Source organism: Streptomyces sp. NPDC001904, from assembly GCF_040297005.1.
Taxonomy (GTDB): Bacteria; Actinomycetota; Actinomycetes; order Streptomycetales; family Streptomycetaceae; genus Streptomyces.
In genome coordinates, this window is sequence record NZ_JBEOYI010000001.1 from 337,626 (window position 1) to 359,070 (window position 21,445).

Below are 21,445 nucleotides of genomic sequence, written 5' to 3' on the forward strand. Positions count from 1 at the left end.
CTTCTACTGTCGGGACATGACCTCAACCGCAGCAACCGAACCGACCGTGCCGACGGAACAGACCGGTACGGGCGTCGGCGACCGCCGTCGCTGGTTCGCCCTCGCCATCGTCATGACGGCGGCGTTCATGGACCTCGTGGACGTCACGATCGTGAATGTCGCCCTGCCCACCATCCAGCACGACGAGGGCGCCACCGCGGGCCAGATCCAGTGGATCACCGCCGGGTACGCGCTCGCCTTCGCGGCCCTGCTCATCACGGGCGGACGGCTCGGTGACGTCTTCGGCCGCAAGCGGCTCTTCCTGCTCGGCATCGGCGGCTTCACCGTCGCCTCCGCGCTGTGCGGGTTCGCGGCGAACCCGGAGATGCTGGTCGCCTCCCGGATCCTCCAGGGCGGCACGGCGGCGATGATGGTGCCGCAGGTCCTGTCGATCGTGCACGCCACGTTCCCCGCGCACGAACGCGGCAAGGTCTTCGGTCTGTTCGGCGCGATCGTCGGACTCGGCGCGGTGACCGGGCCGCTGCTCGGCGCGCTGCTCACCGAGTGGAACATCGGCGGCCTGGAGTGGCGCCCGATCTTCCTGATCAACCTGCCGGTCGGCATCGCCGCCCTCGTCCTCGGCTCCCGCGTCATCACCGAGTCGAAGGCGCCCAAGGCCCTGAAACTGGACCTCGTCGGCGTCGTCCTGGTCACCCTCGCGATGCTCGCGCTGGTCTACCCGCTGACCGAGGGCCACGAGAACGGCTGGCCGGTCTGGGGATTCGTAATGATGGCGGCCTCGGTGCTGATCGTCGGCGTCCTCGTCGCGTACGAGCGGACCAAGACCCGGCGCGACGGCTCCCCGCTGATCGAGCTGTCCCTGTTCAAGGTGAAGAGCTTCGCGGCGGGCATCGCCGTGCAGACCGTCTTCGGCATCACCACCGGCATCTTCTTCCTGACCTGGACGCTGTACATGCAGCTCGGCCTCGGCTGGAGCCCGCTGCGGGCCGGTCTGACCGGTGTGCCGTTCTCGATCGCGGTGTCGGTCGCCGCCGGGATCTCGGTGCAGAAGCTGGTGCCGCTCTTCGGCCGCAAGGTGCTCCAGGCGGGCGCCCTGCTGATGGCCGCCGGTGTGCTGATCTACGTATGGCAGGCCGGGCACTACGGGCTCGGGATCGCCTCCTGGCAGATGGCGCTGCCGCTGGTGGTGATGGGCCTCGGCATGGGGCTGATCGTCGCGCCGCTGACCGACGCGATCCTCTCGGAGGTGCCGCGTGAGCACGCCGGATCGGCGTCCGGGCTGATCAACACCGTGATGCAGATGGGCAACGCGCTGGGCCTGAGCCTGGTCTCGGTCGTCTTCTTCACCGTGGTCGAGGACCACGCGGCGCAGGGCGGCACGGCATTCGTCGACGGATTCCGCAGCGCGCTGCTGTGGGCCGCGGGCATCCTCGTCGGCATCTTCCTGCTGATGTTCGCCCTGCCGAGGCGGGCGGCTTCCGACGGGCCCGCCGAGACGGCGGAGCCGGACGCCGAGCGGGAGCTGGTCGCGGCCCCGTAAGGGACCGACACGGGACTCCGCCCCGGACCCCGCTCCTCGATCGCCGGAGAGGCTTGAATCAGGCGCTGGATCTCAGGGCGCTGGACCCCACCTGGTCCAGCGCCTCCAGCACATGCGCAGGGTTCCCTCCGGGCGCCACGGCCTCCCCGATCCGCTGCCGGACGGCGGAGCGCACGGTGGCCCACGACCGCAGCCCCACCGGATGGAACTCGGCGTCCGGCAACTCGTGCGCGAACGGCCACAGCGCCCGCATCGAGGGGTCCTCCTGCAGTTCGTCGGAGTCGCTCACGGTCGCCGGAAGGGTGCCGGTGTCCGAGCCGTAGGTGCGGGCGGCCGGTGAGGTGAACAGGAACGTCAGGAACGTCCGCGCCGCCGCCAGCCGGCCGTTCTGCCGGAACGCCATCAGCCAGTCGTTGAGCCCGACCGGCGGTGCGGCCCCGTCGCCGTCCCGCTTGGGGAAGGGCGCGGTGGCGACCTTCAGGCCCGCCTGTCCGGCCGCCGGGAGCAGCACCGGGTGGGCCAGCAGCATCCCGGCCCGGCCCCGGAGGAACTCCGCGTACGCCTGGGTCCGGGTGAGCTTCGCCGGGTCGGCGCCCGCGAGCCCCGGCACGACCAGCTTGTCGCGCAGCCAGGTCAGCGTCGCCACGTTCTCCACGGTCGCGAAGTCGTACCCGGACAGCGACGCGTAGCCGCCGTCGCCCGCGAGCAGCCAGGCGAGGAGTTCGTCCTCGGCGGCCTCGGGGCCGAAGGTGAGCGCGTACGGCGTCGCGACCCCGATGCCCCGCAACGCCTGTGCGCAGGAGCGCAGTCCGGCCCAGGACGTGGGGGCGCCGGTGAGTCCGGCCTGCCGGAACAGGGCCGTGTTGTAGAACAGGCGCGGCGCGCTGGCCTGTGTCGGAAGGCCGTACTGCACGGAGTCGACCTTGCCCGCGTCGGCGAACGAGTTGATGAAGTTCGCCTGCACCGGCACGTCGAAGAGGTCGTCGGCCGAGTAGAGCCTGCCCTCCTCGGCGTACGGCGCGAAGAAGTTGCCCTCGGAGATGTCGGGGGCGCGGCCGTCCTTGACCCGGCGGGCGAGCGTGGCGTCCAGCTTGAGGAAGGGGACGCGCTCCACCTTCACCGTGATCGCCGGGTGCTTCTTCTCGAAGGCCCGCACCGCGGCGTTCCACCGCTTCTCGATGGACGTGCCGACCGTGCCGTCGTAACCGGCGAGCAGCACCTCCAGCGTGACGGCGTCGCCCTCCCCGTCGCCGCCCGAGCCGCAGCCGCTCAGCGCCAGGGCACCCGCCCCGCTCAGGCCCGCCGCCCGCACAAGGAACCGCCGTCGCCGCATGTGCCATCCCCCACTGATCGCTTGATGGCACATTGTGTCACACAGGCATACCCTGACTTTGTGGCAGGTGTGGCCGCTCGGGCGGCCCGGCCGGCCCCGCAACACCGGTACATCCCCAGCGAAGTGGAGTCCCTGATGAACGACCTGACCGGCAAGACCGTCCTCGTCTCCGGCGGAGCCCGTGGCATCGGCGCCGAGATCGCCCGGCGCGCGGTGGCCGCCGGTGGCGCCGTCGTGATCGGCGACGTGCTCGACGACGAGGGCCGGGCGCTCGCCGCCGAGCTGGGTGAGCGGGCGCGCTTCGTGACCCTCGACGTGACCTCGGAGGAGGCGTGGCGGGCGGCGGTGGCGTACGCGGTCCAGGAGTTCGGCGGCGTCCACGGCCTCGTCAACAACGCCGGGGTCTCCACGGGGACGCCCCTGGAGCAGGAGAGCGTGGAGCACTTCCGCAAGGTCGTCGACATCAACCTGGTCGGCGTCTTCGCGGGCATGAGGACCGCGATCCCGGCGATGAAGGAGGCGGGCGGCGGCTCCATCGTCAACATCTCCTCGGCCGCGGGCCTGATGGGGCTCGCGCTCACCTCCTCGTACGGGGCCTCGAAGTGGGCGATGCGCGGCCTCACCAAGATCGCGGCGGTGGAGCAGGGCATGGCGCGGATCCGGGTCAACTCCGTGCACCCCGGCATGACGTACACCCCGATGACCGCCCAGCTCGGCATCCCGCGCGGCGACGGCGGCTACCCGAACACCCCGATGGGCCGGGTCGGCGAGGCCGGGGAGATAGCGGCCGCCGTGGTGTTCCTGCTGTCGGACGACGCCGCGTACGTGACCGGCGCCGAGCTGGCCGTGGACGGCGGCTGGACCACGGGCCCGACGGTCAAGAACGTCATGGGCCAGTAGGGGCGGCCCGGCGCACGGGATGCCCGTTTGTGTCTGCCTGATGCCCGAGTCTGTTTACTTCCTGGCAATTTGGTCGTAGCCTGCCAGTGAAGCAACAGATTCGGGCACACTCGCAGGCGGAAGCACAGGTATACGGGCATGTACGCACCGGAGCGCCAGCAGGAGATCCTCCGACTCGCACGGGACGGCGGCCGGGTCGACGTGCTGTCCCTCGCCGAGGAGTTCCAGGTCACCGCCGAGACGATCCGGCGCGACCTGAAGGCCCTGGACCGTGCCGGACTCGTCCGCCGGGTGCACGGCGGCGCCATCCCCGCGGGCCGCCTCGACTTCGAGCCCGACCTCGCGGAGCGCGAGTCCACCGCCGCCGACGAGAAGGACCGCATCGCCCGCGCCGCGCTCGCCGAGCTGCCGGCCGAGGGCAGCGTCGTCCTCGACGCCGGTTCCACGGTCGCCCGGCTCGCGGCCGCGCTGCCGCCGGAGTCCGGCCTGACGGTCGTCACCCACTCGCTGCCCGTCGCGGCCCGGCTCGCCGACCACCCCGGCATCCAGCTCCACCTCGTCGGCGGCCGGGTCCGCCACCGCACCCGCGCCGCCGTCGACGCCTGGGCGCTGCGGGCCTACGGCGAGATCCGCGCGGACGTCGTCCTGCTCGCGGCCAACGGCTTCTCCGCGGAGTCCGGACTGACCACCCCCGACCTGGCCGAGGCCGCCGTCAAGCGGGCCGCCGTCGCCGCGGCCCGCCGGGTCGTGCTGCTCGCCGACTCCGCCAAGCACGGCCAGGAGCACTTCGCCCGCTTCGGCGACCTCGGCGACGTCGACCTGCTGATCACGGACACCGGCCTCGGTGACGCGGACACCGCCGCCATCGAGGCGGGCGGTACGGAGGTGATCCGCGTGTGAGCGGCAGCAGGACCCCTGGCACGGCCCCGAGTTCGGAAACGGCGATACACGCATGATCCTCACCGTCACCCCCAATCCCTCCCTCGACCGCACCTACGAGATCCCCGGCCTCGACCGCGGCGAGGTCGTCCGCGCCGCGGGCGAGCGCATGGACCCGGGCGGCAAGGGGGTGAACGTCTCCCGGGCGGTCGCCGCCGCCGGCGCCCCCACCCTCGCGGTCCTGCCCCTGGGCGGCGCCCCCGGCGCCCTGGTCGCCGAGCTCCTCGACGCGCAGGGCATCGCGGTCGCGCCGGTGCCCGTCGCGGGCCTGACCCGTTCGAACATCGCCCTCGCCGAACCCGACGGCACCCTGACGAAGATCAACGCCCCGGGGCCCGAACTCGGCCCGGAGGAGGCCGAGTCGCTGCTCGCAGCGGTCGCGGAGCGCTCGGCGGGCGCCGACTGGATCGCCTGCTGCGGCAGCCTGCCGCGCGGCCTCGCCCCGGACTGGTACGCCGACCTGGTCGCCCGCGCGCACGGGGCCGGTGCCCGGATCGCGCTCGACACCTCGGGCCCGGCCCTGCTCGCCGCCCTCAAGGAGCGCCCCGACGTCGTCAAGCCCAACGCCGAGGAACTGGCCGGGGCCGTCGGCCGTCCGCTCACCACGATCGGCGACGCCGTCGAAGCGGCCGAAGAGCTGCGCGCGGCGGGCGCGGCCGCCGTCCTCGCCTCCCTCGGCGCCGACGGCCAGCTCCTGGTCGAGGCGTCCGGCACGTGGTTCGCGAGCGCCCCGGCCGCCGTCGTCCGCAGCACCGTGGGCGCGGGCGACTCGTCCCTCGCCGGGTTCCTGATCGCGGGCGGCCGGGGTCCCGAGGCCCTGGCGTCGGCGGTGGCCCACGGCGCGGCGGCCGTCCAGCTCCCGGGCAGCGCGATGCCGACCCCGGCGGACCTGGTGCCGGACGCGGTGACGCTGACGACGGAGATCCCGTTCGAACGCCCGCTGAGGGAGCCGGCGAGGTGAGCCCCGTCAGGGGCGCGGGGAACCGCGCGCTCAACCACGACACACCCGCACCTGCCGACGACGGCAGGAGCCCCGTCAGGGGCGCGGGGAACTGCGCGACCAGCCACGACGCACCCGCACTCGCCACCGAGGAAGCCACCCAGCAGTCCCGTAGGCAAAGGAGCCCGCGATGACCACCCCCCAGATGATCACCGCGGACCTGGTCGACCTCGACCTGTCCGCCGACTCCAAAGAGGCAGCGGCCCGCTCGCTGGCAGAGCGCATGGTGGCCCTCGGCAGGGTGACCGACCTGGACGGCTTCCTCGCCGACGTCGCGGCGCGGGAGGCCCAGATGCCGACCGGCCTGGACGGCGGCATCGGCATCCCGCACTGCCGCAGCACCCACGTCACCGAGCCCACCCTCGCCTTCGGCCGCGCGCCCCACGGCATCGACTTCGGCGCGCCGGACGGCCCGGCCGACCTGATCTTCCTGATCGCGGCGCCCGCCGGAGCCGACGACGCCCATCTGACGATCCTGTCCGCGCTGGCCCGCCAGCTGATGGACGAGGACTTCAAGGCGGCCCTGCGCGAGGCGTCCGACGCCGAACGGGCCGCGGCCCTGATCCGCGGCGACGCCGAACCGGCCCCGGAGGCGGAGGCCGCCCCCGAGCCCCGGCAGCCCGCGCAGGCGGACACGTTCAAGATCGTCGCCGTCACCTCCTGCCCCACCGGCATCGCGCACACCTACATGGCGGCCGAGTCGCTGGAGAACACGGCCCGCGACACCGACGGCGTCGAACTCGTCGTCGAGACGCAGGGATCGGCCGGATTCACCCGCCTCGACCCGGCGGTCATCGCGGCCGCGGACGGCGTGATCTTCGCGCACGACGTGCCCGTACGGGAGAAGGAACGCTTCGCCGGGAAGCCGACCGTCGACGTCGGCGTGAAGGCCGGCATCAACCGCCCCGCCGAACTCATCACCGAGGTGCGCGGCAGAGCGGCCCGCGGCGAGACCACCGCCGGGTCGGGCGCCGATCCGTCATCCACAGCTGTGGACAACTCCGGTGACTCCGGAGACGGATACGGGACAAAGCTCCGCAAATGGCTGATGTCCGGCGTCAGTTACATGGTGCCCTTCGTGGCCGCCGGAGGGCTGCTCATCGCGCTCGGTTTCGCGATCGGCGGCTACAAGGTGGCCGACGTGAAGGTCGAGACCCTGCTCAACAGCTTCGACTGGACCTCGTCGACGAGCTGGGCCGCGCTCCTCTTCTACACCGGCCAGGCCGCCTTCGCCTTCCTCGTGCCGGTGCTGGCCGGATACATCGCGTACGGCATGGCGGACCGGCCGGGACTCGTGCCCGGCTTCGTCGGCGGCTCCATCGCGCTGACCGTGAACGCGGGCTTCCTCGGCGGCCTCGCGGCGGGCCTCATCGCGGGCGGCGTCGTCATGGCGATCCAGAAGGTGAACGTGCCCGCGGTGCTGCGCGGCATCATGCCGGTCGTCGTGATCCCGCTGGTGTCGTCGATCGTCGTCGGCTTCCTGATGTTCGTCGTGATCGGCAAGCCGATCGCCTCGCTGCAGAGCGGGCTGACCGACTGGCTGGACTCGCTGTCCGGCGCCAACGCGCTGCTGCTCGGCGCCCTGCTCGGCCTGATGATGTGCTTCGACCTCGGCGGCCCGCTCAACAAGGTCGCCTACGCCTTCGCCGTCGGCGGTCTCACCGACCCCACCGACGCCTCGCTGAAGATCATGGCCGCCGTGATGGCCGCGGGCATGGTGCCGCCGCTGGCGATGGCCCTGGCCACCTCCGTGCGCGGCCGGCTCTTCACCCGCTCCGAGCGGGAGAACGGCAAGGCGGCCTGGGTGCTCGGGGCCTCGTTCATCACCGAGGGCGCCATCCCGTTCGCCGCGGCCGACCCGCTGCGCGTCATCCCCGCCTCGATGGCGGGCGGCGCCGTCACCGGCGCCCTGTCGATGGCCTTCGGCTGCACCCTGCGCGCCCCGCACGGCGGCATCTTCGTGGTCCCGCTGATCGGCAACCCCTGGCTCTACCTCGTCGCCATCGCGGCCGGGGTCTGTGTCGCCGCCGCGCTGGTGGTCGTACTGAAGGGGATGCGCGGGAACGCGCCGCAGGAGAACGGCCCGGCGGCCGCGGCCGCGCCCGGGAAGACCGAGGTCCCCGCCGCGGTCTGAACCGACCGCCGCGAAGGGCGACTTCACAGCCGGTGCTCAGCGCTGGGCGAAGTGTCCGGTACCGCGCGGACTGCGAACACTGTGAATACTGTGAACACTGCGAGATACGTCACGGTCCGGGACCAAAGTCCCGGACTGTGGTGTTCACTGGACCGCATGCCTGAGCACGTGTCGATCCTTCAGCAGATAGGCCTGGCGGCGCTCGCGCTCGTCACCGTGGCCTGGGTGGTCGGTCTGGTCCGCCTGGTACGTGTCGTCGCCGTCGCCCCGCCGGAGCCGCCCCGTCGGCTGCCGCTGGGCGCGCTGCCCGGCCAGGCGCAGGCGCCGGCCGTGGAGTCGGTGCCGCTGACCGCCGACGAGCAGGACGCGTTCGCCGGACTGGTGCGGCAGTTCAGCCGCCGCTAGCGCTCTTCCCGCGCGGCGGTCTCCCGGTGGTCACCGGCGGACCCGCGCGGCGGCCCGCCGCTCGATCGCGGCCCGGGCGGCCTCCTGGGTCGGGTACACCTCGCACCGGTGCGAGCCGTCCGGCGTCACCGTGTGCTCGACCTCCCACAGGCTGATCTCGCAGCCGTCGCGCAGCAGGAACGCGTGCTCGTACAGCGAGAACCCCGGGCTGAGCCGGCAGCCGAACGCCTGGGTGATCTGGTGCGCGCAGGCCTCCCGCAGCAGTCGCGCGGTGCCGGGGCCCGGGCGCGTCTCCACCTCCGGGTTCTCCGCGCGGCGCAGCAGGCGGCGGGCGTGGTCGACGGAGCTGTCCGGATCGGCGGGCCCGAAGGTGGGCCGCTGGGGCGGGATCGGAGGCAGCTGCACGAGCGCGTCGGGGGAGCCGACGGCTTCGGAGAACTCGACGAATCCGGTGAACTCCGCGAATTCGGTGAGTTCGGCGAACGCGGTGAACTCGGGGAACGCGGGGAACCCAGGGAGCTCGGTGAAGTCCGTGAACTCGGGCGGCTCGTGGCCCTCGGGGGCCTCCGGGCCGGTGAAGGCCGTGAAGGCGGTGAATCCGGGGAAGGGTGTGAAGGTCTCGGACGTGACGGACACGTCGAGCTCGAAGCCCGGCGCGGCCTCCGGCGGCATCGGCAGCCGTCCGGTCGCCAGATGCACCTCGTCCGCGGTGACGTAGACCTCGTGCTGGGTGACGCCGTCCCGGCCGGTGTTGTGCACCAGCTCCCACAGGGTCAGCGGGCTGCCGTCGACGAGCAGCCAGGTGTGCCGGTACGTCTCGCGGTGCAGCCCCGCGCTGTGGTGGGCGGAGTGCAGGGAACTGTCGTACGCCAGCGCGCAGTCGATGCCCTCCAGCGTCTCGTCCGGCAGCTCGAAGGAGTTGATCGAACGGCCCAGAAGGCCCGCCAGATGCTCCTCGGGTGACCTGTGAGACGGGGCGTCGTACGGGTGGCAGGACTCGTCGTCGTACGGAACGCTCAAGACACCTCCCGGCATCGCTGCATGTCACCTAGTGGGTGCATACCGTAGCGCCTCGGTCGGACATCGTGTCCGTGAAATCGCAAACAGGCAACGGGATTTGGCTGTGCTCCCGCGCTCGTTCAACGTGCGGGCCGCGCAGGATGTTCCTGCGCGGCCCGGATGGTGTCGAGGAGGGAGGACGCGGTCAGCCGGCGGAGGGGGCCGTCCACTGGCTCCACGGCATGTTCCAGCCGTTCAGGCCGTTGTCCGGGGAGATCGTCCGGTCGTGGGAGTTCTTCACCACGACGACGTCGCCCACGAGGGAGTTGTCGAAGAACCACTTTGCCGTCGTGTCGCCGCCCGCGCCCCGCACGTCCCGCAGCCCGACGCAGCCGTGGCTGGTGCCCTGCGCGCCGAAGATCGACGGCGAGCTCCAGTAGTTGCCGTGGATGAACGTGCCCGACTGCGACAGCCGCATCGCGTGCGGCACGTCCGCGATGTCGTACTCGCCGCCGAAGCCGACCGTGTCGCCGTTCATGCGCGTCTGCACGAACTTCTCGGAGATCACCATCTGGCCGTTGTAGGTGGGGTGGGCCGCGCTGCCGGTCGACACCGGGATCGTCTTGAGCGTCTGCCCGTCGCGCACCACGGTCATCTTCTGCGTGTTCACGTCGACGGTGGAGACCTGGGCGCGGCCGACGGTGAAGGTGACCGTCTTGTCCTGGACGCCGTGGACGCCCTTCGCCCCCTCGACCCCGTCGAGGTCGATCTTCATCGTGACCTTGGAACCGGCCTTCCAGTACTTCTCGGGCCGGAAGTCGAGCCGCTGCGCGCTGAACCAGTGGCCCACGACCTGCTGGCCGCTGCTGGACGTCACCTTGATGTGCGCCTGCACGTCCTTCTGGTTCGTGATCGCCTTGTCGAACGTGAACGACACCGGCATGCCCACGCCGACCGTCGTGCCGTTGTCGGGCGTGTAGGTGCCGATGAAGCTGTTCGCCGTGGTCACCGTCGTGAAGATGGAGTTGGCGGCGGCCGTGTCCCCGTCGCCGTCCTTGGCGGTCGCCGATATGCGGTACTTGGTGCCGCGCTCCAGCTGCTCCTTCGGCTTCCAGGACGCGCCGTCCGCGGCGATGGTCCCGGCGACCTCCTTGCCGCCCGCCTCCTGCGTCATCTTCACGTTCGTCAGCCTGCCGTCGGCGACCTTGACGCCGGTGGCGTTGATGGAGGCGCTGGTGGAGCCGTCCTTCGCGGAGATGGTGATCCGCGGGGCGTCCGTGCCCTCCCCGCCCTTCTTGTTGTCCGCGGTGGCACTGCCCCCGCAGGCCGTGAGGGTCAGCGCGCCGAGGGCGAGGGCGGCGCCGATGACGGCTATGTTCTGCCTGCTCACGGTCTGCTCCTTCTACGTGTTATCGGGTGGTCCCGGCGGTTTCTCCGGTACGGGGAGAGAGTCCGAGAAGACCGGAAGAGTTCCTTCCGTTTGTTGTGAAGGCAGCCACAGGGACAGTCCTGTTACGTCTGTTACGCAACCGTCCTACGACTCGTAGAGGTCGCGGTACGCCAGATGCGTCCCGCCGGGTGTGACCACCGACTCCGCCGCCCGCACCGCCCGCACGATCGCCCGCGTGACGAGGTCGGCGCCGGCCGCCAGGATCTCGTTCAGCGCCAGCGGGTTCGCGGCGTCGAGCGGGCGCTCCCCGGTGGCGAGGGCGAAGACCGTGTCGCCGTCGTTGAGCAGGTGGACGGGGCGCACGGCCCGCGCGATGCCGTCGTGCGCGGTCCCCGCCACCTTCTGCGCCTGGGCGCGGGTCAGATCGGCGTCGGTGGCGACGACGGCGAGGGTGGTGTTCAGCGGGGGTGGCGGCGGAGTCCTCCGGTCCGCGCCCGGGGCGGGGCCGGTTCCGGGAGCGGCGTCGGGGGCGCCGGCCGAGGACGGTGCCGGGGCCCGGCCCGCGGCCTGCCGGTCGGACAGCGGCGCCGGGCCGTGTGCCGCCTCGGCCTCCGCCCTGGCCCGCGCCAGCCGCCGCCCGGCCGCCTCGTGCACGGCGGGGGAGGGATACGTCACCGGACCGCGCCCCGCGAAGAAGTCCCCGTACAGCGCCCCCGTCACCGGATCGATCGCCGACCCGGCCGCATTGGCGACGACCAGCACGCCGACCGTGATCCCCGAGTCGAGCACGGTCGACGCGGTGCCGATGCCGCCCCGCACCGGCCCGACGAGCGTCCCGGTGCCCGCGCCGACGTTCCCCTCCTGGACGGGTGCGCCGAGGGCGCTCGCCGCGGCCGCCTCCACCGCGGCGCGGCCCGTGCCGGCCCCGGGCCGCGCCCGCCAGTCGCCGCCCCGGCCCAGATCGAACACGGTGGCCGCCGGAACCACCGGCACCACCTGCCCGGGACCGCCCACCGGCACCCCGCGCCCCTGCTCCTCCAGCCAGGCCACGACCCCCGACGCCGCGTCGAGCCCGAACGCGCTGCCGCCCGTCAACGTGATCGCCTCGATCCGCTGCACCAGATTGCGCGGATCGAGCGCGTCGGTCTCCCGGGTGCCGGGGCCGCCTCCCCGTACGTCGACCGCGGTGACCGCACCGCCCTCGGGGGCGAGCACCACCGTGGTCCCGGTCAGGAAGCCGTCCCCCACACAGGTGGCATGCCCCACGCGCAGCCCGCGCACATCGGTCAGAGCGTCATGGATAAGCGTCATGGGCCATGCCTAACACGACAGTTGACCCGCCTGGCCGTTGTGCCCGCATGGGCGCTGCGCCGACCTGGCCGTCTTGCCCCCTCAGCGACCATGGGTGCAAGGGCCGCCGTGCCCGCAAAGCCGTCGGCCGGGCCGCCGTTCCTACCAGCTCGCCGCTCCGGCCTCCGCTTCCTCCCGCTCGGCCCGCCCGGACAACACCAGCCCTGCCGCGACCGTCAGCGCCGTCACGATCCCCGCGGCGAGGACCGCCCAGTGCCCGGCGAACGTGCAGGCGAGCACGGCCAGCGCGCTGACCGGCAGCGTCAGCTGCTGGGCGAGGCCCACCTTGAAGAACCGTGCGTGCAATGCCCACACCATGACCAGGAACACCGCGCACGGGACCGTCACGGCGGCGGACGCGGCCGTCCGGCTCAGGTGCGCCTCGCCGACGGCCTGCTCGACCGCGACCTCGATGCCCGCCCCGATCGCCGCGGCCGAGGCGAAGATCAGGTAGTGGCCGTATCCCCAGACGAACGCCTGCCGGTTGTCGTGCAGCCGGTCGTGGATCGGCACCGCGAAGTAGATCCACCACGCCGCGAAGACGATGAGCAGCCCGCCGGCGGCGATCGGCAGCAGTTCGCCGAGTGCGTCGTGCTCCTCGATGCCCGACTTCACCGCGACCGTCGCCGCGGCGATCGTCTCGCCGATCACGATGATCGTGAACAGCCCGTACCGCTCGGCGATGTGGTGCGCGTGCCAGGACGTCTGCCGGTCCCGCTCCGCGAAGACGGGCACGCACATCTCGAGGACGGCCATGGCCAGGAAGATCCAGCTCTGCACGGCCCAGTCGGGGGTGAGCATCAGGGCCAGCCAGCCCACCTGGCACACCAGGACCCCGCCCGCGTACCGCAGGGCGACCTTCCGCTCCGCTCCGCTGCTCGACCGCGCGGCCCGCAGCCAGTGCGCCGCCATGGCGACCCGCATGATCAGGTATCCGAGCCAGACGACGGTGAAGTCGTCGTCCTCGAAGGCGCGGGAGACGCCCGCCGCGAGCACCAGCACACCCGCGATCTGGACGAGCGTGACGACCCGGTAGATCACGTCGTCGTTGTCGTACGCGGAGGCGAACCAGGTGAAGTTCATCCAGGCCCACCAGATCGCGAAGAAGATCCGCGCGTAGTTGACGACGCCGCTGCCCGTGTGTCCCTCGGCGATGGCGTGCACCAGCTCCACCCCGCCCTGGGCGACCGCCACGACGAAGCAGAGGTCGAAGAACAGCTCCAGCGACGAGGCCACCCGGTGCTGCTCGTCCCGCCCCCGCTCGACCATGCGGCGCACGGGGGAGCGCCGGGGCCGCTCCTGATGCGGGGACGAGCCGCCGTGTGCCGGTGATGCGTGGTGCGCGTTCTGGCTCCGGTGCGCATCCGGGTTCTGGTGCGCATCCGGGCCCTGATGCGGGTGCGGATCGTGTGGTGTGGACGACGTCATGGGCCAAGCACAGCAGATCAGCGGCCCGATGCACCGACACCACGGACCGACGCCCGCTCCCAAGGCGCCGCCACCGGCAGGACCTTGGTCGCCCTCCGCTCCGTACTTTCGGGGCGCCCGCCACCCGACCAAGTCCCCTTACGCCCCATTTACCCCAGCGAGAGGCTTGAGGAGCAACACCCGTCAGGAATCCCCTCCTCACCACCAGGAACACGTCATGAGTCCTGCCGTCAGGGACGCCGCCGCGGTCGACGACGTCACTTCGTCCTATGACCCGGGGCAGTACCGCCCGGGCCGCACCATCGCCGACTGGGAACCCGAGAACGACCTCTTCTGGAAGTCCATCGGCAAGCGGGTCGCCACCCGCAACCTCTGGATCGCCGTCCCCGCGCTCCTCGTGGCCTTCGTGGTGTGGCAGGTGTGGAGCGTCACCGCGACGAACCTGGCCGACGTCGGCTTCAGCTTCAGCACCTCCCAGCTGTTCTGGCTGACCGCCGTGCCCGGTCTCACCGGCGGTACGGCCCGGATCTTCTACACGTTCCTCGGCCCGCGCATCGGACAGCGCCGCTTCACCGCGCTGTCCACCCTGGTCCTGGTGATCCCGCTGATCTGGCTCGGCCTCGCCGTGCAGGACACCGGCACCCCGTACGCCGTGATGGTCGCCATCGCCGCCCTCTGCGGCTTCGGCGGCGCCAACTTCGCCTCCTCCCTCGCGAACATCGGCTTCTTCTTCCCCAAGCGGGAGAAGGGCAACGCGACCGGCATCAACGGCGGCCTCGGCAACCTCGGCGTCTCCGTCGTCCAGCTGCTCACCCCGATCGTCATCACCAGCTCGGTCATCGCGCTCGGCTCCGCCCAGCACAAGGCCGACGGCACGCCCGTCTATCTGCAGAACGCCGCGTTCCTCTGGGTGCCCGTGCTCGTGGTGCTGGCCGTGATCGCCTGGTTCGGCCAGAACGACCTGAAGGTCGCCTCCACCCCCTTCAAGCAGCAGAAGGTCATCTTCAAGCGCAAGCACAACTGGCTGATGACCTGGCTCTACGTCGGCACCTTCGGCTCCTTCATCGGCTTCGCCGCCGCCCTGCCGATGCTGATCAAGACCACCTGGACCCCGATCGACGCGGCCTACACCGCAGCCACCTACGCCTGGATCGGCCCGGCCGTCGGCGCCCTCGCCCGCTGGGGCGGCGGCTGGCTCGGCGACAAGCTGGGCGGCGCGCGCGTCACGATCATCTCGTTCGTCGGCATGGCCGCCTCGATCATCGGCGTCATCAACTTCATGCCGTCGAACGGCGCGGGTGGTTCCTTCTGGGGTTTCCTCGCCTGCTTCTACCTGGCGTTCCTCTTCAGCGGCTTCGGCAACGGCTCCACCTTCCGCCAGATCCCCGTGATCTTCCGGGGACAGCACCTGAAGAACCTGACCGAGGGCACGCCCGAGTACGCGAAGGCGCTCAAGCAGGCGGAGATGGAGTCCGGCGCCGTCACCGGATTCACCTCGGCGATCGCCGCCTACGGGTTCTTCTTCATCCCCGCGATGTTCGCCAACTTCGCGGTCACCAGCGCCCTGTGGTGCTTCGTGGGCTTCTACGCCACCTGTATCGCCGTCTGCTGGTGGTTCTACGCCCGCAAGGGCGCCGAGTCCCCGAGCTGACCTTGCGCGGAAAATCTTGTGAATGCGTTCACAAGAGAATCCGGGTCGAAAGTCCCGGAAGAAACCCCAGGTCAGACGGTGAATCCCCGTCGTTGCCGCCCCGAAAGTGGGTCCAATGGTCCCGAAATCAGGACCATTGCGGCCCCCGGCGGCGGCACGACGGGAGTCCAATGAATACGTAGCAACGAACCGGTCGAAGAGATGGGGAAGGTGCCGCAGATGACTGCCACTCCCGCGGAGAAGACGACGGAAGAGACGACGCACGGCGAGGCCTGGGACGGCTTCAAGGGGGGCCTGTGGCGCGACGCCGTCGACGTCCGCGACTTCGTCCAGCAGAACTACACCCCCTACGAGGGCGACGGCTCCTTCCTCGCCGGCCCGACCGAGCGCACCACCGCCGTGTGGGACAAGCTCCTGTCGATGTTCCCGACGGAGATCGAGCGCGGCGTCTACGACGTGGACGTGAAGACCCCGTCCCGCATCGATGCCTTCCGGCCCGGCTACATCGACGGTGACGCCAAGGACCACAAGGACCTCATCGTCGGCCTCCAGACGGACGGTGCCCTCAAGCGCGCGATCATGCCGAACGGCGGCTGGCGCATGGTCGAGGGCGCCCTCAACGCCTACGGCTACGACGCCGACTCCGAGGTCAGGGAGATCTACACCCACCTCCGCAAGACCCACAACGAGGGCGTCTTCGACGCCTACACCCCCGAGATCCGCGCCTGCCGCTCCTCCGGCATCATCACCGGCCTGCCCGACGCCTACGGCCGCGGCCGCATCATCGGCGACTACCGCCGCGTCGCCCTCTACGGCGTCGACCGGCTCATCGCCGCCAAGCAGGCCGACAAGGACCGGCTCGCCGCCGAGTGGCCCACCGAGCACGTCATCCGCGACCGCGAGGAGATCTCCGAGCAGATCAAGGCGCTGGGCGAGCTCAAGGCGATGGCGATGTCGTACGGCTACGACATCTCCGGTCCGGCCCGCACCGGCCGCGAGGCCGTCCAGTGGCTGTACTTCGGCTACCTCGCCGCCGTGAAGGAGCAGAACGGCGCGGCCATGTCGATCGGCCGCATCGACAACTTCCTGGACATCTACCTCCAGCGCGACATCGACAACGGCCTCCTCACCGAGTCCGAGGCGCAGGAGTTCATCGACGACTTCGTCATCAAGCTCCGCATCGTCCGCTTCCTGCGCACCCCCGAGTACAACGACCTCTACTCCGGCGACCCGACCTGGGTCACCTGGTCGATGGCCGGCATCGGCGAGGACGGCCGCCCGCTGGTCTCCCGGACGACCTTCCGCGCCCTGCAGACCCTCTACAACCTCGGCCCGGCCCCCGAGCCGAACCTGACGGTCTTCTGGTCGCGCGACCTGCCCAAGGGCTTCAAGGACTTCGCCTCCCAGGTCGCCATCGACAGCTCGGCCATCCAGTTCGAGTCCGACGACCTGATGCGCCCCAAGTACGGCGACGACACCGCCATCGCCTGCTGCGTCTCCGCGATGGCCGTCGGCAAGCAGATGCAGTTCTTCGGCGCCCGCGTGAACGTCGCCAAGGCGCTGCTCTACGCGATCAACGGCGGCCGCGACGAGAAGTCCGGCAAGCGCGTCGTCGAGGGCTTCGAGCCCGTCGAGGGCGACTACCTGGACTACGAGACCGTCGCCGAGCGCTACGACGCGATGCTGGACTGGCTGGCGAAGACGTACGTCCACGCGCTCAACGTCATCCACTACATGCACGACAAGTACGCCTACGAGCGCATCGAGATGGCCCTGCACGACCAGGAGATCCTGCGCACCATGGCGTGCGGCATCGCGGGTCTGTCGGTCGCCGCGGACTCCCTCTCGGCGATCAAGCACGCCAAGGTCAAGGTGATCCGCGACGAGACCGGCCTCGCCGTCGACTACGAGATCGAGGGCGACTACCCGGCCTACGGCAACAACGACGACCGCGCCGACCAGATCGCCAAGGCGATCGTGCACGGCTTCATGGAGAAGGTCCGCAAGCACCCGACGTACCGGGACGCGGTCCACACCCAGTCCGTCCTGACGATCACCTCGAACGTCGTCTACGGCAAGAAGACCGGCAACACCCCGGACGGCCGCCGCGCCGGCATGCCGTTCGCCCCCGGCGCCAACCCGATGAACGGGCGCGACGAGCACGGCTACATCGCCTCCGCGCTGTCGGTCGCGAAGCTGCCCTACGACGACGCCGAGGACGGCATCTCGCTGACCAACACCATCACCCCGGACGCCCTGGGCCGCACGCCCACCGAGCGGATCGGCAACCTCTCCGGCGTGCTCGACGGCTTCATGGCCAGCGACGGCTTCCACATGAACGTCAACGTCCTCGACAAGGCGACCCTGGAGGACGCCATGGAACACCCGGAGAACTACCCGCAGTTGACCATCCGGGTCTCCGGCTACGCGGTGAACTTCGTCCGCCTGACGCGCGAGCAGCAGCTGGACGTCATCAACCGCACCTTCCACGGCTCCCTGTGAGCCGGTCCTCCTGACCGAGACAGCCGGAACCGCACGAGGAGGAACGTCATGACCACGCTGCTCACCCAGAACCTGACCGCGAACGACGCCGCCACCCCGGCCGCCGCCGCGACGCACCGCCCCACCGAGGGCTCGGTGCACTCCTGGGACCTGTCGACCGGCGTCGACGGACCGGGCACACGGTTCGTGACGTTCCTCTCCGGCTGCCCGCTGACCTGCCTGTACTGCCACAACCCCGACACCTGGCGGATGCGCAACGGCAAGCGCACCTCGGCCGACTCGATCGTCGCGGAAGCCGCCAAGTACACCCGGTTCATCGAGGCCGCGGGCGGCGGCGCCACCATCAGCGGCGGCGAACCCCTCCTCCAGCCCGTCTTCGCCGGTGAGCTGCTGCACCGCTTCAAGCACGAACTGGGCCTGCACACCGCCCTGGACACCTCGGGCTTCCTCGGCGTGCGCGCCACCGACGCCCTGCTGCGCGACGTGGACCTGGTGCTGCTCGACATCAAGTCCTGGGACCGCGCCACCTACAAGAAGGTCACGGGCCGCCCGCTGCAGCCCACCCTGGACTTCGCGCACCGCCTCGCCGACCTCGGCAAGAACGTCTGGGTGCGCTTCGTGCTCGTCCCCGGCCTGACCGACGACCCCGCCAACATCGAGGGCGTCGCCGCCTTCGCCGGCTCCCTGGGCAACGTCTCCCGGGTCGACGTGCTGCCCTTCCACAAGCTCGGCGAGGCGAAGTGGGAGTCGCTCGGCAAGACCTTCACCCTGCACGACACCCCGTCGCCCACCCCGGAGCAGGTCGCCACCGCCAAGTCGATCTTCGAGGCCCACGGCCTCCGGGCCGTCTGAGCCGGCGCCGCCGGTCGCGACGTAACCTGGAGAGATGAGCAGCACCGCCCCCGACCCCAAGAAGCGTGACCCGAAGGCCGCGCTGATCTTCGACGATCCGCTGACGGCGCAGTCCGCCGACGACTCGGACCGCGGGTGGGGCGAGAGGCCGACGCCGTCCGACAACAGCGCCGCCGACCTGGCCCGCTTCCTCGACGAGAAGCCGCCCCACCACATCTGATCCGCTACGGGGTGCTGTGCCCCGAACCGCGCTGCGAGACGAGTGCGTCGCGGATCTCCTTGAGGACCTCCAGCTCCGAGACCTCGATCGTCTCCTGGGCGCCCTCCTTCGCCGCCTTCCGGGCCGCCGCCTTGGCCAGGTACTTGGCCATCGGCAGCACCATCAGGAAGTAGACCACCGCGGCGGTGATCAGGAAGCTGAGGATGGCGCTGAGCACCGTGCCCCACATGATCGGGATGCCGCTCACCACCTCGCCCGCGTCGTTGACCTTGCACGGGGCCTTCAGGCACGACTGGTAGTGGTCGAGATCCTTGGTGCCGAACGCACCCACCAGCGGATTGATCACGCCCTTGACCACGGAGTTCACGACGTTCGTGAACGCGGCGCCGATGACGACCGCGACCGCGAGGTCGACCACGTTGCCACGGAGCAGGAAGGCTTTGAAGCCTTCCAGGACGCTTGTCTTTTCCTCGGTCACTCTGGAGCCCTTCTCGACAGGTGGGGGAGGGGTGCGAGACCCCGGCGTCACCTAAGTCGGGCTGTTCCGAGCATGTCCAATCCTGTACTCCGGGAGGGTGACCACGGCGCAAGGCCGTCGCATTTCCGCTCACCACACCGTCACCGCCAGCCGGGACGCGGCCCCCGCGCCCGCGAGTCGCGCGGCCGTCGCCCGCTCGACCGACAGCACCACCAGCGCTCCGCCGCCGTCCGCGACGTCCCCCGGCCCGCCGGACCGGGGAGCCCTCGGCACCGAGACGACCCGCGCCCCCGAGGCCAGCACCCGCGCCCCCGGCACCCCGTCCGCCCGCGCCGCCACCACGTCGACCCGGTCGCCGGGCCGCAACAGCCGCACCGCTCCCGCGTCCGCGATCCGCACCGGCGCCGACACCACCGAGGTCCGTCGCGCCGCGCCCGCCCGCTCACCGGGCGGCGCCTGCGCCCGCTGGTGCCCGGGTCCCGGTGGCCCCGACGACGGCACCGCGGCCGCCAACGCCGCGGCCGTCAGGGCGAGTCCGGCACCGAGCAGGGCCCGTCGCCGACGTCCGGCACCGGACCGCCACCGCCCACCCCGCACTCGTACCGGCGCGAAGGCGGGCACCACCGACGTCGGCGGCGCGCTGAACCGCCCCGGAACAGGCGCACCGGCGGAACGCGCGAGATCAGCGGGACCCGCGAAATCAGTTGGGCCCGCGAGATCAGCAGGACCCGTGAAACCAGCGGAGCCCGCGAGATCAGCGGCATCAGGAAACGGAGCGAGATCGGGGAATTCAGTGAACACGGGCGTCACCGCCAGGCGATCGGAAGGAGGGCCGTGACCGGCCGAGCCGGGCGCCGCGCCCGTCTCGCCGACCACGATCCGCCTCCGCGCCGGATCCCGCCGAGCCCCGTGTACTACCGAGCGGTTGTGGACAACTCCCTCACCCGAAGGGGGATTTCTGCCTGTCCGAAGGCATCACGGCAGCCGGAACCCCGGATCCATCCCGCCGAGCGCACTCGTGCAGAGGCAGTCCCGCTCCTCGGTCGCCGGCAGCCCCGTCACCGCGTCGAACAGCACGGTCCGCAGCCGGTCCACGTTCTGCGCGAACACCTTGAGCACCTCGTCGTGCGAGACGCCCTCACCGCTCTCGGCGCCCGCGTCCAGATCGGTGACGAGCGTCATCGACGTGTAGCAGAGCTCCAGTTCACGGGCGAGCATCGCCTCGGGATGACCCGTCATCCCCACCACGGACCCGCCCATGGCGGCATGCCACCGCGACTCGGCGCGGGTCGAGAAGCGCGGCCCCTCCACGACCACGAGGGTGCCGCCGTCGACCGGCTCCCAGCCCTTGCCGCGCGCCGCCGCCAGCGCCGCCTGGCGCCCCATGGGGCAGTACGGATCGGCGGGTGAGACGTGCACGACGTTCGGCACCGTGCCGTCCGGCAGCGGATGCCCGTCGAAGTAGGTCTGCGCCCGGGCCTTCGTCCGGTCCACGAACTGGTCCGGCACCAGCAGCGTCCCCGGCCCGTACTCGGGCCGCAGGCCGCCCACCGCGCACGGGCCGAGCACCTGGCGCACGCCCACCGAGCGCAGCGCCCACAGGTTGGCGCGGTAGTTGATGCGGTGCGGCGGCAGATGGTGGCCGCGCCCGTGCCGGGGCAGGAAGGCGACGCGGCGCCCGGCCACCTCACCGAGGAAGAGCGAGTCGCTCGGCGGGCCGTAGGGGGTGTCCACCTGGACCTCGGTCACGTCGTCCAGGAACGAGTAGAAGCCGGAGCCGCCGATCACGCCGATCTCGGCGCTGGCACTTGTGTTCGCGTTCGTCGCCATGGTCAGTACGGTAACCAAGCCCGGCTACGCCGAAGGCCCCGCCGTCAGGGACGACAGGGTCTCGTAAGACGTAAGACGTAAGACGTAAGACGTAAGACGTCGGAGAAGTGCGCGCCTACGCGGCCGACGACGAGCTGGAAGAACTCGACGTGCTGGAGGAGGACGACTTCGAGTCCGAGGACGACGACGAAGAAGAAGACGACGACGACGAGGACGACGACGTCGAGGAACCCGACTTCGTGTCCGACTTCGACTCGGACTTCGACGACGACGCCGGGCTGCTGCTCGACGACGAGCCACGGCTGTCGTTCCGGTAGAAACCGGAGCCCTTGAACACGATGCCGACGGCCGAGAACACCTTCTTCAGGCGGCCACCGCAGTTGGGGCACTCGGTCAGGGCGTCGTCGGTGAACTTCTGCACCGCCTCGAGGCCCTCGCCGCACTCGGTGCACTGGTACTGGTAAGTCGGCACTGTGTCTTCCTCCTGGCACTCT

19 protein-coding genes are annotated in these 21,445 nt (G+C 71.1%); 10 read left to right on the top strand and 9 right to left on the bottom strand.

What is annotated here, in order from left to right:
* Nucleotides 1–16: 16 nt before the first annotated feature.
* Complete coding sequence (locus tag ABT127_RS01500) at nucleotides 17–1,540, top strand: MFS transporter (protein WP_351443825.1); 1,524 nt, start codon at nucleotides 17–19, stop codon at nucleotides 1,538–1,540.
* A gap of 58 nt (nucleotides 1,541–1,598) precedes the next feature.
* On the opposite strand, the gene ABT127_RS01505 is transcribed toward ABT127_RS01500, so the two are convergent.
* Nucleotides 1,599–2,873 (bottom strand): ABC transporter substrate-binding protein, encoded by a 1,275-nt coding sequence (locus ABT127_RS01505; RefSeq protein ID WP_351443826.1) that lies wholly within the window; start codon nucleotides 2,871–2,873, stop codon nucleotides 1,599–1,601.
* 135 nt (nucleotides 2,874–3,008) lie between these two features.
* Between ABT127_RS01505 and ABT127_RS01510 the strand changes: the two genes are divergently transcribed.
* The 5 genes from ABT127_RS01510 to ABT127_RS01530 all read left to right on the top strand — a co-directional run bounded on the left by ABT127_RS01510 (nucleotide 3,009) and on the right by ABT127_RS01530 (nucleotide 8,251).
* Entirely contained in the window at nucleotides 3,009–3,773 is a 765-nt protein-coding gene (locus tag ABT127_RS01510; protein WP_351443827.1) for a glucose 1-dehydrogenase, read from the top strand.
* 138 nt (nucleotides 3,774–3,911) lie between these two features.
* On the top strand, nucleotides 3,912–4,673 hold the full coding sequence (locus ABT127_RS01515; RefSeq protein WP_351443828.1) for a DeoR/GlpR family DNA-binding transcription regulator: 762 nt from the start codon (nucleotides 3,912–3,914) through the stop codon (nucleotides 4,671–4,673).
* Between the two features lie 52 nt (nucleotides 4,674–4,725).
* Nucleotides 4,726–5,673: a 1-phosphofructokinase gene (pfkB, locus tag ABT127_RS01520; RefSeq protein WP_351443829.1), complete on the top strand. Its 948-nt coding sequence runs from the start codon at nucleotides 4,726–4,728 to the stop codon at nucleotides 5,671–5,673.
* 169 nt (nucleotides 5,674–5,842) lie between these two features.
* Complete coding sequence (locus ABT127_RS01525; RefSeq protein WP_351443830.1) at nucleotides 5,843–7,846, top strand: PTS fructose transporter subunit IIABC; 2,004 nt, start codon at nucleotides 5,843–5,845, stop codon at nucleotides 7,844–7,846.
* Between the two features lie 156 nt (nucleotides 7,847–8,002).
* The gene (locus ABT127_RS01530; RefSeq protein WP_111666015.1) at nucleotides 8,003–8,251 is read left to right on the top strand and encodes a hypothetical protein; all 249 of its coding nucleotides are present in this window, start codon (nucleotides 8,003–8,005) and stop codon (nucleotides 8,249–8,251) included.
* A 30-nt stretch (nucleotides 8,252–8,281) separates the two neighbouring features.
* Here ABT127_RS01530 and ABT127_RS01535 read toward each other — a convergent pair whose 3' ends face one another.
* The 4 genes from ABT127_RS01535 to ABT127_RS01550 all read right to left on the bottom strand — a co-directional run bounded on the left by ABT127_RS01535 (nucleotide 8,282) and on the right by ABT127_RS01550 (nucleotide 13,259).
* Entirely contained in the window at nucleotides 8,282–9,271 is a 990-nt protein-coding gene (locus ABT127_RS01535; RefSeq protein WP_351443831.1) for a DUF6227 family protein, read from the bottom strand.
* 184 nt (nucleotides 9,272–9,455) lie between these two features.
* On the bottom strand, nucleotides 9,456–10,640 hold the full coding sequence (locus ABT127_RS01540) for a L,D-transpeptidase (protein ID WP_351443832.1): 1,185 nt from the start codon (nucleotides 10,638–10,640) through the stop codon (nucleotides 9,456–9,458).
* A 144-nt stretch (nucleotides 10,641–10,784) separates the two neighbouring features.
* Nucleotides 10,785–11,951, bottom strand: a complete 1,167-nt coding sequence (locus tag ABT127_RS01545; protein ID WP_351443833.1) for a P1 family peptidase — start codon at nucleotides 11,949–11,951, stop codon at nucleotides 10,785–10,787.
* A gap of 141 nt (nucleotides 11,952–12,092) precedes the next feature.
* The gene (locus ABT127_RS01550; RefSeq protein ID WP_351443834.1) at nucleotides 12,093–13,259 is read right to left on the bottom strand and encodes a low temperature requirement protein A; all 1,167 of its coding nucleotides are present in this window, start codon (nucleotides 13,257–13,259) and stop codon (nucleotides 12,093–12,095) included.
* A gap of 376 nt (nucleotides 13,260–13,635) precedes the next feature.
* Between ABT127_RS01550 and ABT127_RS01555 the strand changes: the two genes are divergently transcribed.
* The 4 genes from ABT127_RS01555 to ABT127_RS01570 all read left to right on the top strand — a co-directional run bounded on the left by ABT127_RS01555 (nucleotide 13,636) and on the right by ABT127_RS01570 (nucleotide 18,643).
* The gene (locus tag ABT127_RS01555) at nucleotides 13,636–15,069 is read left to right on the top strand and encodes a NarK family nitrate/nitrite MFS transporter (RefSeq protein WP_351443835.1); all 1,434 of its coding nucleotides are present in this window, start codon (nucleotides 13,636–13,638) and stop codon (nucleotides 15,067–15,069) included.
* Nucleotides 15,070–15,288: 219 nt separating this feature from the next.
* Complete coding sequence (pflB, locus tag ABT127_RS01560; RefSeq protein WP_351443836.1) at nucleotides 15,289–17,571, top strand: formate C-acetyltransferase; 2,283 nt, start codon at nucleotides 15,289–15,291, stop codon at nucleotides 17,569–17,571.
* 48 nt (nucleotides 17,572–17,619) lie between these two features.
* A complete protein-coding gene (gene pflA / locus ABT127_RS01565) occupies nucleotides 17,620–18,423 on the top strand; it encodes a pyruvate formate-lyase-activating protein (RefSeq protein WP_351443837.1) in 804 nt (267 codons plus the stop codon).
* Between the two features lie 34 nt (nucleotides 18,424–18,457).
* Entirely contained in the window at nucleotides 18,458–18,643 is a 186-nt protein-coding gene (locus ABT127_RS01570) for a hypothetical protein (protein ID WP_351443838.1), read from the top strand.
* Nucleotides 18,644–18,647: 4 nt separating this feature from the next.
* Here the strand turns inward: ABT127_RS01570 and mscL are convergent, their stop codons facing one another.
* The 4 genes from mscL to ABT127_RS01590 form a co-directional block, all read right to left on the bottom strand.
* Nucleotides 18,648–19,121: a large conductance mechanosensitive channel protein MscL gene (gene mscL / locus ABT127_RS01575; RefSeq protein WP_351443839.1), complete on the bottom strand. Its 474-nt coding sequence runs from the start codon at nucleotides 19,119–19,121 to the stop codon at nucleotides 18,648–18,650.
* Nucleotides 19,122–19,250: 129 nt separating this feature from the next.
* Nucleotides 19,251–19,742, bottom strand: a complete 492-nt coding sequence (locus tag ABT127_RS01580; RefSeq protein WP_351443840.1) for an RcpC/CpaB family pilus assembly protein — start codon at nucleotides 19,740–19,742, stop codon at nucleotides 19,251–19,253.
* 354 nt (nucleotides 19,743–20,096) lie between these two features.
* Nucleotides 20,097–20,951, bottom strand: coding sequence for an S-methyl-5'-thioadenosine phosphorylase (locus ABT127_RS01585; RefSeq protein ID WP_351443841.1), 855 nt, complete (start codon nucleotides 20,949–20,951; stop codon nucleotides 20,097–20,099).
* A gap of 115 nt (nucleotides 20,952–21,066) precedes the next feature.
* Entirely contained in the window at nucleotides 21,067–21,423 is a 357-nt protein-coding gene (locus tag ABT127_RS01590; RefSeq protein ID WP_351443842.1) for an FmdB family zinc ribbon protein, read from the bottom strand.
* Nucleotides 21,424–21,445 lie beyond the last annotated feature (22 nt).